This window comes from Dactylosporangium sp. NPDC051087 (assembly GCF_055586325.1).
Map to the genome: position 1 here is coordinate 1 of NZ_JBVJIJ010000061.1, position 12,942 is coordinate 12,942.

Genomic DNA, 12,942 nt, shown 5'->3' on the forward strand with positions numbered 1-12,942 from the left:
GCCATCGACCTCATCGCCCGATACGGCATCGCGCTACCGATCGTCGGTATCCTGGTCACGTTAATCCCGGCATCGATTTCGCTGCTCATCGCCTGGAAGGTCATGCACCTGCCCGCCCCGCTCACACTTGGCGCGGTCGCAGGCCAGCAATGCTCTACACCGGCAGCCACCGCCGTCCAACAAGCAGCCGGAAACAGCACCCCACTGATGAGCTACACCGTCGTCTACGCGCTATCCAATGTCGTGCTGCCACTGCTCGGCCCCATCGTGGTCGCCATGACCGGAGCCCTCACCTGACAGGCTTTCACCGAGCCGGCAATTTTCCGATCCGCATGTTCTTCCGGCGGCGCTCACGGGGGCTCCGTTCCGCCTCGACCGCAGCCGAGATGGTCGGGTAGATGGCGGGCAATTCGGCGCCGACGCGACCGAGGGTGTCCTCTACCCCGCCGAGCGGCCGGGCTATCGACAGCCGGATGCCACGCTGCCGCAGATCCCGGTACAGCTCAGCGAGCATGCCCATACCGGTGACGTCGATGCTCGGCATACTGTGCAGGTCCAGCACGACCAGCCCGGCGTCGGTTCCGGCGGCTGCGGTCAGGATCCGGTCGCGGACTAGGTCGGCATTGGCGAAGAACAACGCCCCCTGCGGATGTAGCACCACCACCCTTGGCACCGGACGTGCGTCGGCATCGCGGGCCGCATCGGCCCAGCGTTCGTCGGCGGTGACGCCGAGCTGCGCCACGGTCGGCCGCGATGCCCGGTACGCCAGCAGGACGAACGACAGCCCGGCCCCGATCGCCAGCCCCGGCAACGCGTCGAACACCAGCACACCCACAAGTGCAGCGGCAGCGGCGACGAAGTCCGGCCGGGCGGCCAGCGACGCGGCCGTACCCGCCGGGGCGGTCAACAGGTGCCACAGCCGGCGTAGCGCCGCCACATCCACCAGCTCGAGCAGCGCGCCGATCACGACCGCCGCCAACGTCGCCATCGGCAGCAACACGAACACCCCGGTCAGCGCCAGTAACGTCACCACCGTCAGCGCAGCCGTCACCACACCCGACAGCTGACTGCGCGCGCCCGCACCGTGGTTCACCGCCGACTTGGACAGGCTGCCGTTGCGACTTCCTCCAGTCGCCGTGCAGCGTACGCGCGGCTGCGACCTGCCGCCTATCGGTTTCAACCCTGCGCATCGACGAACCGCTTCGTCAAGGCCCGGCGCCGCTGAGAGGAATGATGGTGGATTTTCGCCAGCGGCGGCTGCCGACCCACCGGGTCCAGCGGCGGACAGGACTTCGTCCTGACCCTTGACATTTCTTCGGGTGGTCGAGGGCCTCGATCCGACGTTCACCCTGGTCGCCCAGCAGGCGCCCAAGATCGTTGTCTACGCCATCGCCGTGCGCGGCCAGCGGAGCGTCCCAGCTGGTCTTCATAGCTTCAGCAAGGTCAACCTGCGGGATTTCATGAAACGAGTGCAGGTGACCGGAGCCCGTCCGGCCGTCTGCCGGATCCAGATCGTTGACGGCAGCGAGTCGTGAAGGAGGCGGCGAACGGTCGCCGACCGCCTCCCTGCGGACGTCCGGCGCCGGCCGATGGCGTGCATATCGCGCGCTGGGTCATTCGGCTGCTGGGCGTGAGGTCGAAGGGCTGGATCAGGCTGGCCGGGAACGAGGCGGGTGGTCGGGGTGGGACCGTCGTCCGTCGGGTGCCCGTGGCCGGTGCAGACGGCGCCGCTTGGACATGCGGAGACGAGGGCGAGTGCGTGCGAACTGGGTGCCGATCCCGATCCAACTGCGGGACGGGTGCTGGACGAGCCGCCGCCGTGACGAGATGTGGTCCATCGCCGATCAGTCCGTGGTCGGCGATCGGCGTGAGCGCTGGAGCGGCGCGGCGGTCGAGCCCGGCGACCGCCGCGTTTGCCCGCCGTGCGCGAAGAGTCCCGGTGCGGGGGTGGACACGCACAGCAGCACCCGCCTGCTGCTGTGATCCGGTCACGGGTGTTCCGAGGCTATCCGTCCGGCTGCCGGGTCGCCGGGCAGGCGGTAAGCCGTTGGCGGTGGCCTTCGGCGGTGTCGCCGAAGTCGCGTTCGTCGTCATCGCGGTGGTGTCGGCACAGCCTGTACTGTGCCAATACTCATCGCACGTGGTGTGAGTCGCTGTTTCGTGGCAGGGGTGCAGGATGGCTGGGGTGTTGGTTCGGCTGTTGTACCTGTGCTCATCGACCGCAATGAACTTCATCCGCACGGACTGTCCGGCGGCGGCTCTGAAAGTCACCCTGCCGGATGGGAGCTGTGTGGTGCTCGCGATGTGAGTACTACAGTGCCCGTGTCCGCATTCATCTGTTGTCGATAGGGGCCTGACGTGACCGAGCGGGGAAACACACCGGCAGCGATCGACACGTCGCTGCCACATCCGGCTCGGCGGTATAACTATTGGCTCGGCGGTAAGGACAATTTTGCTGCGGACCGTGAGTCTGCCGACGCCATCGAGGCCAAGTTCCCGGGCATGCGGGTCGGGATCCGCGCGAACCGGGACGTGCTCGGCCGCATGACGCGCTACCTCGCCGCCGAGGCCGGTATCCGGCAGTTCCTCGACATCGGCACCGGCCTGCCTACCGCCGACAACACCCACGAAGTAGCCCAATCCGTCGCGCCGGACAGCCGGGTGCTCTACGTCGACAACGACCCTCTCGTGATGACGCACGCCCGCGCTCTGCTGACCAGTTCGCCCGAGGGTATGACCGACTACATCGAGGCGGACCTGCGTGACCCGGAGGCCATCCTGGCCTCCCCGCAACTGCGCAACACCCTCGACCTGTCGCAGCCGGTCGCGTTGATGCTGGTCGCCATTCTGCATTTCATCCCCGGCGACGGCCAGGCCCAGCCGATCGTTACACGGCTGATGGACGCGCTGCCTTCCGGCAGTTACCTGGCCGCTACACACTTCACCCTGGACTTCATGCCCGAGCACGAGCAGGCCACCTACCGGCAGATGCTCGACTCCGGCATGAGCGACATCTGGCCGCGCGACCGCGTCGAGTTCGCCACCCTGTTCGACGGCCTCGAAATGATCGACCCGGGCATCGCCCTGATCTCGCAGTGGCGACCCGACGAAGAAACCGATGATGTCGATCCCAGCCGGATCGCCATCTGGGGCGGCGTCGGCCGTAAACCCTGATCAGGCCGCCGTTGGGCGGCACGGACCAAGGCAATCATGGCGCGCCCCGTCGATCGCGGGAACCGCCGCTCACGTGTGACCCGCCGGTTGTACAAGATCCACGCCGCCTTGAAGATCAGCTGAAGGCGGCGTCCGGGTTGAATAAGATCGCTGGCATGCTCGCCGAGCGCGGGATCAAGACCTGTGAGGGTGAATGGTTGCAGCTGCGCTGAAGTTGAACCCTGGCAAGAGACGCCGATGACCACGTTGCAAAAACGCCAGATGCAGCACACGGCACCGATCGCGGTTAGAAGCGGACGTCGAAGTCAGGGCTTGCACCGAACTCCTAAGACCCGCAGAGCATTCATCCACATCGTTCTGGAGTATCGATGCGCAGATTCCATGGTTCACTCGCCGCCCTCCTGCTCACCGTCGGCCTGGCGGCGTGCGGCAACGCAGCCGCGCCCGGCGCAGCCGCACCCGGCGCAACCGGGGCCGCCCCAGCGGCCACCACGACCGTCGCGGCCGCGGGTGGTGACCCGTGTGCGTTGATCACCACGGAAGACGCCAAGCAGATCCTCGGTGCCAAGGAGGTCAGCCCGGGCAAGCGGCTCGACCTCGACGATAATTCGAGCTGCCTGATCAAGTCGGTGTACGTGCCCGGCACCCTCGTCACATCGATCACCGTCGGGTACTACCCGAAGCTGCACACGGCCGCTGACCTCAAGACCCTCGTCGACCAGGGCGTCGACACCAGCGACAAGAAGCAGCCGGCGAAGAAACTCAGCGGGCTCGGCGACGAGGCGTACTTCCTGCCAGGGCTGGGCGAGGTTTTCCTCCTCAAAGGCGGCCGGGTGTACGCCACGCTGGCCAACATGAAGGGCGACCCCGAGGCGACGGTAACCAAGGCCGCGAAGCTGCTCGTCGGTCACCTGTAACTCGCACGGATCGCCGGACGCCGCGCAGCTGCGCGGCGGGCGGACCGGCGCCCGCCGCGGTCCACGTCGGTGGCTCGATGAGCTGTCCATGCGTAGACGCAGCCGCCTGACCGATGGCTTCCGGCTTCGCGTGTGGGCTCCGCGTCATCCCCAGAATCCGGACTGGTGACTTGGCTACGACCATGTCGAATCAGGGGCGTTGGTGTGGGTCCAGGTGCTCAGCGGGAGCCGCACCACGATGGTTGCGGCGGGTGCGGTGTTCGGCGCGAGTTTCGGGGTGCCGAGGTTGATGGTGCCGTGGTGGAGATCGGTGATGGTGCGGCAGAGGGCGAGGCCGAGGCCGGTGCCGGGGATGCTGTGGTCGCGGGCGCGGCTGGAGCGGTAGAAGCGGCGGAAGATGTGTGGTCGTTCGTCGTCAGGGATGCCGATGCCGGTGTCGGTGACGACGAGTTCCGCTGTGCCGTCGGCGGCGGTGAGGGCGATGGTGACGTGACCGCCGCGCGGGCTGTATTTCACGGCGTTGGTGGGAATGTTGTCGACGAGTTGCCGCAGCCGCTGTGGCACGCCGCGCAGGTACAGCCGTTGCGGCAGCGCGACGCGCATCTCGATGTGGTGGGCGACGGCGGCGGGCGTCACCGCGGTGACGCTGTCCTGCACGATCGTGTTCAGGTCGACGGATTCGGTGGCCGGGCTGGTCTGGTCGGTGTCCAGGGCGGCGAGGTCGAGCAGGTCGTCGACGATGCCGCGCAGTTGGTTGCTGTTGCGTTGGACGACGGCCAGCAATTCCTGGACCTCCGCGAGCACCGCCTTGTCGGAACTCGATGCTGAGCCGGCGTTGGACCGGTTGTGGATGAGGTCGGCGATGAGGTCGGTGTAGGAGGCGATCGAGGTGAGCGGGGTCCGCAGCTCGTGGCCGACGAGGGCGACGTATTCGTCCTTGGCCCGGGTCAGTTCCTCGGTGAGCGCTTCGGCACGGCGCCGTTGCAGGAACTCTCCGATGTGGGCGGTGGCAGCGGTGAGCAGGTCGATCACGGCGTCGTCGGCCTGTCGTGGTTCGGCGGTATAGATGGTGAGGGTGCCGATGGCGTGGTCGCCGCCGCGGACCGGCACGGTGACCGCGGCGCCGAGCCCGGCGGCGGTCACCGACTCGGGGGACAGCGGGCCTGGGTCGGCCGTCAGGTCCGGGCACCACAGCGGCTGTCCGGCCGCGCAGACGGTGCCGGCCATCCCGGCGCCGCAGCGGATTTCGGCCGGGATGTGCACCAGGCCCTGGTGGTGCGGGCTGGTCCAGACCGCGACAGGGTGCAGGACGTCGTCGTCGAGGTCGTTGGCCAGCCACAGTTCGGCGTGCACGCCGTACACGGCCCGGGTGACGGTGTCCAGGATGCCGGTGACAGAGGTGATATCGGCGGACGCGGCCAGGGTGCGGTGGACCTCAAGTTCGACGTCGCGGAGCCGGGCGGTGCGGCGCTGGTCGGTGACCTCGCGGGCGGCGGCGACCGCGCCGAGGTACTCGCCGTCGGGACCACCCGATCGGCTGGGCGTTCGTGACGAACGTCAGCTTCCGGCCTGCTGCGCTGATGATGAGGTGCTCCAGGTAGCGGACCGTCTCGCCGAGCAGGGCGCGTTGCAGTGGCATCTCCGACGGCTGGAACGGCCGGCCGTCCAAATGCAGGACCTGCAGCTCGCGGGCTTGGGCGTGTGCTGGGAGCGCGGGATCGGTGGTCTCGCCGAGCGCCCGGCGCAGTGAACGGTTGAGGATCTGCAGGCGGCCATTGGCGCCGCAGGCGGCGACGCCGGTGTCGAGACTGTCCAGCAACGCGTCCAGGAAGGCGTTGGACCGGGCGGTGCCTTGGTGCTCACGGCGCAGGTCCATGGCCGTGAACGCGGCCGCGATGTGGCTCTGCGCGACCTCGGCGAAGTCCGCGCCGTTGCGCAGATCCTGATCGCTCCACACCCGCGGTACCGGGTCGGCGACGCAGAACGCTCCGATGACCACGTCGGACGGATCCCGTAGCGGGAACCCGGGATAGGCCACAACGCCCAGTTCGTCGATGCCGGGACTGCCGGCCAGCCGCGGGTCGGCGCGGGCGTCGGTGACGCACGGCGGTGCGTGAGCGTCCACGACATGCCTGCAGAACGACAGGGCCAGGGGAGTCTGTCGGGCGGTGGCCCGTGGCTCGGGTAGACCGACCGCGCTGGCGAACCATTGCCGTTCGGGCTCGACCACCGACACCAACACGACCGGCACCGCCAGCATCCGGCTGGCGAGGCCGGTGAGCCGGCCCAGACCGGGGTATAGCAGTTCCGGTGACAGACCGTCTCGCACCGGTCCCCCCGCCGTCCGCGGATACGCGGGCTGTCAGGGCACCGCGAACCGCCATGCGCACCTACTCCTGCCGATGGTCCGGGACCTGTCGAGCGTAAAGCGTGCTGCGCGGCAAGTACGCCGCTTCGACGACTCCACCGGAATCGCAACCAAGCCCCTGCGACGTCAGGGCACCCGGGATCCGGTGCGGCCCCGCCAGTCGGGCGCCACCGCTGCCGGGAGCCGGGCGGGGCCGCCGGTAGCGCCGGGATCATTTCCGACCGGCCGGCTTCGGCGGGGCTATCTGGGTGATCCGCGGGCGGATCCGCCGTGGACAGCTACAGCCACGTGGCAGGCGTTCATACCACCGGCAGGAGCTGCGGTGGGTATGAACGCTGGCTGGGTTTCGTCGATGCGCCGTCCCGCGCCGCAGGTGCTGGACCGGCCTCGTCGTCGCTACTGTCTGGCCTATCGTCCCGCCGATATCCCCGAACTCGTGGCACACCTCACGGCTGGATCCGACCAGCCACCCCGCCACGACGACGGCGCCTTCCCCCAGCATCCGCACAGACCGGCATGATCGACATGTAACCGAACTCGTGCAGTGCCCACGGGTTCACCGATGGGCACCAGCCGAACGAATGGAGGAACAAGATCGTGACTGCTGATCAGTTGCAGGTGCTGGTGGTTGAGGACGACTTCGGCGACGTCGCGTTGGTGGAGAGCGCGTTCGCCGAACACAGCATCGAAAGTCGGCTGCACCACGTCGCCGACGGCGGTGAAGCTCTGGCGTTCCTGCGCCGTCGGCCGCCGTACAGTGACGCGCCACGTCCGGACCTGATCCTGCTCGACCTGAACATGCCTCGCGTCGACGGTCGGCAGGCACTTGCGCAGATCAAGGCCGATGATGACCTCAAGTCCATCCCGACGATCGTGTTCACCACTTCCGCAGCCGATGACGACGTCGCCGCCAGCTACAGCGCGCATGCCAACGCCTACGTCACCAAACCGATCAACCTCGACGACTACGACCGGGTCGTCACCGAGATCCGCAACTTTTTCGGCCACACCTCTGCCATGCCACGCCGGACCCCGGACCAGCCGATCACCTGACATCCCGGCCAAACGCGGGTGACATGCCGGCGCAGCAGGCGAACTCAGCATCAGCGCTGATACCGCGAGCTGCCGGATTCCAGATTGGGATGCACCGTTGGTGCCCCGCTGGACCGGACGTTGTAGTGGGGACGCGGGCGAGCGAGTCGTATCGGGCCGTCCTCTCGCATTTGCGTCCGCCGCGACGCCGCCGGGGTCACGCCAAACATTGCGGCGATCTTGCCCGCACCCAAAGGAAGGACTGGATGTCGATACATGCTGCGGTCAGGGGGTCTTCGCCGCTTGCGCCTGCTTGAGGTCGGCGAAGGCGACGATGTTGTCGCGGTAGTGTCCGGTTGAGGTGTCGAACTCGCCGCCGCAGGTGATGAGGCGCAGGCCGGCGTGGTCGATCGGGCCGTAGACGGCCTGGGTCGGGAACTGGTCCTTTGGATGTTTCTCGACTTTGCTGACTGCGAAGACAGCCGTGCTGCCGTCCTTGCGGGTCACGGTGACCTCGTCGCCGGAGGCGAGGGTCGCCAGGTGGTAGAACGCGCCCTTGGTGCCTTTCCAGTCGACGTGTCCGGCGAGGACGGCCGGTCCCAGCGCGCCCGGGGTGGGCGCGCCGGTGAACCAGCCGACGGTGCTCGCGTCGTCGGGCACCTGCATGGTGCCGTCGGACTTGGTGGACAGGTCGATCAGGGTGCTGCTCACCCCGAGCTTGGGAATGCTGACGCTGACGGGCGGCGACGACACCATGAGCGGCCCGCTGGTCAGCTCACCGGGTCTGCTCGCCGCGGCGGGCTGGGCGGCGGACGGCTGGGCCGTCGCCGGAGTCGGCGCCGACTCGGGTGCCGACGAGCACGCCGCCAGGAAGAGGACCGTGATGACTAGGGGGAGACCGCGCATGGTGTGCATCGATCAGACCTGCGCGACCTTGCGGCGGCGGTAGAACGCGACGGCGAGGGTGCCGGCCACCGCGGTGCCGCTGATGGCGTAGATCATGGCCGGGTCCATCTGGTTCTGGGCCAGTGATGAGCCGTCGCCGGTCTCGACCCCGCCGGCGGGGATGGAGCCGGCGGCGGCGCCGGCGACCATGCCGCAGGTCGCGACGTCGGTGGCCTCTTCGGGGATGTTGGGCACGCCGATCGACTTGGCGAACGTCGACTCGCCGAGGGCTTCCAGGTCGTACTTGCCGTTGTTGTTGGCGTCGATGCCGTGCTGGACGATGTGCAGGTCCTTGATGTGCTCGATGGTGCCGGCCGGCAGCTGCGCGGCGGGGATGGTGCGTTCGTAGGACAGGTTGCCCTTGGCGTCGGCGGTCGGGAAGCGGTCCACCGCGAGGCCGCTGGCCTTGGTGGTGTCGCCCGTCGTGGTCAGGGAGACGAAGATGTCGCCGTACATCGGCAGTCCTTCCTCGACGCTGAGGTAGCCGTTGCCGTTCTTGTCGTCTGCGAGGGTCGGGCAGTGGAAGTCCATGCCGCCGGCGGAGCCGTGCAGGTGCTGTGCGTGCGGCGAGTTCGGTGTCATGCCCGTCGACTTGAGCGCGATCTTCAGGTCGCCGTTGGCCATCGGGGTCAGGACCGCGCTGCCCTTGGCGCCGGTCTTGCCCATCTCCTGCAGGTCGACCGAGACCGCTTCGGCGGCGGACACGGGCGCCGGGGTCACGAACGGCACGGCCAGCGCGACCGCCGCGATGGGGAGGGCCGCGAGAGCGGCTCGCTTGAGGTTCATGGAGGGGCTCCGTTCGGTGGGGATGTGACAGGAGTGGTTCGTGGCCGTCACTCGTTCGGATGGGTGAATATCGCGAAAGGTTGAGTCAGCGCAGCTCGAAGCCGTCAACGACGGTGCGGAAGCTGTCGAGCGCGGCGTCCCAGCCGGCGTCCGGGGCGGTCCAGGAGATGACGTAGCCGCGGTCGGTGCCGATGGCGAAGTTGCGGCGCAGGGTGTGCCAACGGGTGCCGTTTTCGTCGAAGGTGAACTCCCAGTCGGCGGCGCCCTGCCGATACAGCGCGACGCTGATGGTGATCCGGCGGTAGCCTGCGGGCGCAGCGGGGCCGGCGAGCAGGTCACGTTCCTGCGCGATCCAGTACGCCACCCGGTCCGTGTCCAGCGGTGGGGTCGGGTCGATGGTGAAGCCCTGCTTGCCGGCCGGGTCGAGGAAGCACACCATCGGCCCGGTGGTGGCCCGCGTCCAGCCGGCCGGTGCGGGGGTGCGGAAGCCGTCCTCGTCGCGGGGCGCCCACCCCGACGTTCCGGTGGGTGTCGCAGGTGTGTCCCCCGTGCACCGCAACGGTGTGGGGAAGTATGCCGGCCGAACCGAAGCCGACACCGACTCTGATGCCGACCCTGATGCCGCCGGTACGAATGAGGGACGGCCGGCGTCTCCGGATGGGCGGGTTGCGGCCCAGGCGCCGACGCCGCCCATGCCGAGGATCGCGGCGGTCAGACCGGCCACGATCAGCTTCCGCCGTGCGGTGAACAGCTCGGGGGCCGACGGCTTCCAGGCGACCGTATGTCCCCCGCCGTCCGGCTCGGACCGGTTACCTTCGGGAGCGTCGGTGGCGCTGATGGCGCCTGCGATACCGACCGCGTAGACCGGCGCGGTGTCGAGCTGGTCAGCCGGGTTCACCGGACGGCGCTGCATCGGGATGCGCCGGTTCGGTCCGGACGGCTGCCCGGCCAGCGCCGTCTCCAGCAGCGGGCGGGCCTTCGCGGCGGTCAGCCGGTCGGCGGGGTCGCGGCGCAGCAGCCCGCGGATGGCCGGTGCGAGCAGACCGGAGCGGCGCATCTCGTCGGGCTGTTCGTGGATCAACGCGGTCAGCTGCTCGATCGGGTTCGTCCGTTCGTAGGGCGGGCGGCCCTCGACGGCCAGGTAGAGGGTGGCGCCGAGAGACCACAGGTCGGTGCTCGTACTCGACGCGCCGGCCGTCACCCGCTCGGGTGCGACGTAGGCGGGTGAGGCGAGCAGGACGTCCTCCCGGGTGCCGCCGGCCCGGAAGCTCTCCTCGAACACGGCCACGCCGAAGTCGCCCAGCAACACCTGACCGTCGGGCGTGAGCATCACGTTGCGTGGCGTCACGTCGCGGTGCAGCACCCCGGCGGCGTGCGCCGCGGTGAGACCGTCCAGCAGCGCCAGGCCGACCTTCGCGGCAGTCCGCACGTCCAGCGGGCCGTCGTCGCGAACGACCGCGTGCAGTGAGCGGCCTTCGATGTACTCCATGACGATCCAGGGCCGACCATCGGCGAAGTGCACGTCGTAGACCCGGATCACGCTCGGATGCCGCAGCCGCGCGGCGGTGCGTGCCTCGCGGATCGTCTGCTCCCAGACGTCGGCACGCCCGGGCGTCAGCCCGGCGACCGGCATGACCTCCTTCACCGCGACCTGGCGGTCAAGGAGCTCGTCGTGGGCCTGCCAGACCCGGCCCATACCGCCCCTGCCGACCACCTGCCCGAGCCGGTACCGACCGGCGACGACCCCCGCCACCACTTCGCCATCGACCGCCATGACAGGTATTCGGAACCGGACCGCACCCGGACGGGTGACAGCACGCGGCTCCGTCGAAAGGCACCCGCGCAGGGCAGCAATCCCAGTTGATCAACCCGCAGACGCGAATGTCCGTCTTTGGTCGAGGTGGTGACGGCTGACCGTGTTCCCCCCATCGAGCGGATTTCGGTATCTCCGGCCTTGTTCGAACCCATCCGCCTACGGTCGCGCTACGAAGCAGCACTGTGCGTATCCGTAACCTGGTAGGAGATGCTTGTGCAGCAACACCTCGATGAACGGCACCTGCGAACGCTCATGGAGCAGTCGCAGGACCTGCATGCTGACGCGATGCGGCAGGGCCGCACCGACCTCGACCAGTACGTCGGCGCCGTGCGGGAGACCCGGCGGCGGCCGCTCGTCCTCGCGGGGCTGACCGCCGGCGCGGTGGCCGGTGCGGCGGTGCTCGGTTCGGCCACCGCTGCGTACGCCAGCGACACCGACGTGCAGGTGCTGCAGACCGCCGCGTCGCTGGAGAACCTCGCGGTCGCCACCTACAAGACCGCACTGACCCTGCCCTACATCGGCGGCGCCAGCGCGAACGGCGTCGTCAAGGCGTTCGCGATGAAGACGATGCAGCAGCACACCGAGCATGCCCAGGCGTTCAACAACGCCGTGACCAAGCTCGGCGGCAAGGAGCAGACCGCGCCGAACCCGAAGTACGCGCCGATCGTCTCCAATGCGGTGCCGACGATCAAGACGGCGGCGGACGTGGTCAAGCTCGCGATCACCCTGGAGGACGTCGCCGCGCAGACGTACGTGAAGAACGTCAGCCAGGTGTCCACCGGTGAGCTGCGGCAGCTGTTCGCCAGCGTCGCCGGCGTCGAGGCCCAGCACCGAGCGATCCTGCTCGCCGTGCAGGCGCTCCTGGCCGGCAACGCCGCCGACCTCATCGCCCTGCCCCCGGACGGCGCGAAGCTACCCGCCGCGGCCGGCAGCGTCGGCTTCCCCGATTCGTTCTACGCCACGGACAAGGCCTCCCCGGCCGACGAAGGAGCGGTCAAGTGACCCGTCCCGACCAGATCCAGATCTCCGAGGCGCAGCTGCGGTCGATGACCCGCGACCTCGACGAGCTGCACGAGTCGACGTTCCCGGCCGTCCGCCGACATCTCGCCGACTTCGTGCCGTCCCGCCGAGCGGTGCTCCTCGGCGGCGCCGGCATCGCCACCCTCGGCGCGCTCGCCGCGTGCGGCGACGACTCCAAGGACGACACGGCCGCGACGCCGTCCACCGGCTCCTCCTCAGCGGCGGGCGGCGGCGCCTACACCGGAGATCTCAAGGTGGTCGGGCTCGCCGCGGCGCTGGAGAACCTCGCCGTCACCGCCTACGACGGCGCCCTGAAACGCGCCACCGACGGCAAGCTCGGCACCGTCCCGCCTGCCGTCGCCACATTCGTACAGACGGCCCGCAAACAGCACGCCGACCACGCCGCGGTCTGGAACTCCGTCCTCACCAAGGCCGGAAAACCCACGATCACCGACGCGCCACTGTCGATCACCAACGACGCCGTCGCCGCCCTGAACAAGACCGCATCGGTCCCCGAGGTAATCAAGCTCGCCCTCGGCCTCGAGGACGCTGCCGCGCAGACCTACACCTTCGCCGCCGCCAACGTCACCGACCCCGCCGGCATCATGACCGCCGCGACGATCCAGCCGGTCGAGGCCATGCACGCCGCGATCCTCAACTTCGTCCTCGGCCAATACCCCGCCCCGGTCAGCTTCATCGCCGTCGACAAGGCCGTGAAGCCCGACGCCTTGCAGAAGTAACACCACACGCGGTATTCGAAGCGACATAGTGCTGGGGGGGGGGGGGGGAACCGCACAGAAGAGACCCCCCCCCCCCACCCCCCCCCCCCCCCCACCAAACCCACCCCCCACCACACCCCCCCACCCCCCCCGGGCGTTTTCTTC

The 12,942-nt window shown here is 68.9% G+C and carries 13 protein-coding genes; 7 read left to right on the forward strand and 6 right to left on the reverse strand.

Annotation, left to right across the window (positions count from 1 at the left end; translation table 11 throughout):
* Positions 1 to 297 (forward strand): aspartate-alanine antiporter-like transporter (locus ACZ6TV_RS53695; protein WP_465309234.1); only part of this gene is annotated, 297 nt, incomplete at its 5' end.
* 7 nt (positions 298 to 304) lie between these two features.
* On the opposite strand, the gene ACZ6TV_RS53700 is transcribed toward ACZ6TV_RS53695, so the two are convergent.
* Positions 305 to 1,348: an STAS domain-containing protein gene (locus ACZ6TV_RS53700; protein WP_465309236.1), complete on the reverse strand. Its 1,044-nt coding sequence runs from the start codon at positions 1,346 to 1,348 to the stop codon at positions 305 to 307.
* On the opposite strand from ACZ6TV_RS53700, the gene ACZ6TV_RS53705 reads away from it, so the two are divergent.
* The 3 genes from ACZ6TV_RS53705 (at position 1,320) to ACZ6TV_RS53715 (ending at position 4,091) form a co-directional block, all read left to right on the forward strand.
* Positions 1,320 to 1,535 carry a DUF6119 family protein gene (locus ACZ6TV_RS53705; protein WP_465309238.1) on the forward strand — a complete coding sequence of 72 codons (216 nt, stop codon included), beginning with the start codon at positions 1,320 to 1,322 and terminating at the stop codon, positions 1,533 to 1,535. The genes ACZ6TV_RS53700 and ACZ6TV_RS53705 overlap by 29 nt on opposite strands.
* 823 nt (positions 1,536 to 2,358) lie before the next feature.
* Positions 2,359 to 3,174: an SAM-dependent methyltransferase gene (locus tag ACZ6TV_RS53710; protein ID WP_465309240.1), complete on the forward strand. Its 816-nt coding sequence runs from the start codon at positions 2,359 to 2,361 to the stop codon at positions 3,172 to 3,174.
* A gap of 368 nt (positions 3,175 to 3,542) precedes the next feature.
* Positions 3,543 to 4,091 carry a hypothetical protein gene (locus ACZ6TV_RS53715; RefSeq protein WP_465309242.1) on the forward strand — a complete coding sequence of 183 codons (549 nt, stop codon included), beginning with the start codon at positions 3,543 to 3,545 and terminating at the stop codon, positions 4,089 to 4,091.
* 174 nt (positions 4,092 to 4,265) lie between these two features.
* On the opposite strand, the gene ACZ6TV_RS53720 is transcribed toward ACZ6TV_RS53715, so the two are convergent.
* Positions 4,266 to 5,513, reverse strand: coding sequence for a GAF domain-containing sensor histidine kinase (locus ACZ6TV_RS53720; RefSeq protein ID WP_465309282.1), 1,248 nt, complete (start codon positions 5,511 to 5,513; stop codon positions 4,266 to 4,268).
* 13 nt (positions 5,514 to 5,526) lie between these two features.
* Complete coding sequence (locus ACZ6TV_RS53725) at positions 5,527 to 6,216, reverse strand: hypothetical protein (RefSeq protein WP_465309244.1); 690 nt, start codon at positions 6,214 to 6,216, stop codon at positions 5,527 to 5,529.
* 840 nt (positions 6,217 to 7,056) lie between these two features.
* On the opposite strand from ACZ6TV_RS53725, the gene ACZ6TV_RS53730 reads away from it, so the two are divergent.
* Entirely contained in the window at positions 7,057 to 7,512 is a 456-nt protein-coding gene (locus tag ACZ6TV_RS53730) for a response regulator (RefSeq protein WP_465309246.1), read from the forward strand.
* A 264-nt stretch (positions 7,513 to 7,776) separates the two neighbouring features.
* Here ACZ6TV_RS53730 and ACZ6TV_RS53735 read toward each other — a convergent pair whose 3' ends face one another.
* From ACZ6TV_RS53735 to ACZ6TV_RS53745, 3 genes are all read right to left on the reverse strand, one after another.
* Entirely contained in the window at positions 7,777 to 8,406 is a 630-nt protein-coding gene (locus ACZ6TV_RS53735; RefSeq protein ID WP_465309248.1) for a class F sortase, read from the reverse strand.
* 3 nt (positions 8,407 to 8,409) lie between these two features.
* Entirely contained in the window at positions 8,410 to 9,222 is an 813-nt protein-coding gene (locus ACZ6TV_RS53740; protein ID WP_465309250.1) for a hypothetical protein, read from the reverse strand.
* Between the two features lie 85 nt (positions 9,223 to 9,307).
* Entirely contained in the window at positions 9,308 to 10,996 is a 1,689-nt protein-coding gene (locus ACZ6TV_RS53745) for a serine/threonine-protein kinase (RefSeq protein WP_465309252.1), read from the reverse strand.
* 249 nt (positions 10,997 to 11,245) lie between these two features.
* On the opposite strand from ACZ6TV_RS53745, the gene ACZ6TV_RS53750 reads away from it, so the two are divergent.
* Positions 11,246 to 12,040, forward strand: coding sequence for a ferritin-like domain-containing protein (locus ACZ6TV_RS53750; protein ID WP_465309254.1), 795 nt, complete (start codon positions 11,246 to 11,248; stop codon positions 12,038 to 12,040).
* Positions 12,037 to 12,798, forward strand: a complete 762-nt coding sequence (locus ACZ6TV_RS53755) for a ferritin-like domain-containing protein (RefSeq protein ID WP_465309256.1) — start codon at positions 12,037 to 12,039, stop codon at positions 12,796 to 12,798. The genes ACZ6TV_RS53750 and ACZ6TV_RS53755 overlap by 4 nt, the downstream gene beginning before the upstream one ends.
* The last annotated feature ends 144 nt before the right edge of the window (positions 12,799 to 12,942 follow it).

Excerpts from the sequence above, each read along its gene's own strand:
- ACZ6TV_RS53715 (WP_465309242.1), top strand. The coding sequence starts at position 3,543 with ATGCGCAGATTCCATGGTTCACTCGCCGCCCTCCTGCTCACCGTCGGC.
- ACZ6TV_RS53735 (WP_465309248.1), bottom strand. The coding sequence starts at position 8,406 with ATGCACACCATGCGCGGTCTCCCCCTAGTCATCACGGTCCTCTTCCTG.
- ACZ6TV_RS53740 (WP_465309250.1), bottom strand. The coding sequence starts at position 9,222 with ATGAACCTCAAGCGAGCCGCTCTCGCGGCCCTCCCCATCGCGGCGGTC.
- ACZ6TV_RS53745 (WP_465309252.1), bottom strand. The coding sequence starts at position 10,996 with ATGGCGGTCGATGGCGAAGTGGTGGCGGGGGTCGTCGCCGGTCGGTAC.
- ACZ6TV_RS53750 (WP_465309254.1), top strand. The coding sequence starts at position 11,246 with ATGCTTGTGCAGCAACACCTCGATGAACGGCACCTGCGAACGCTCATG.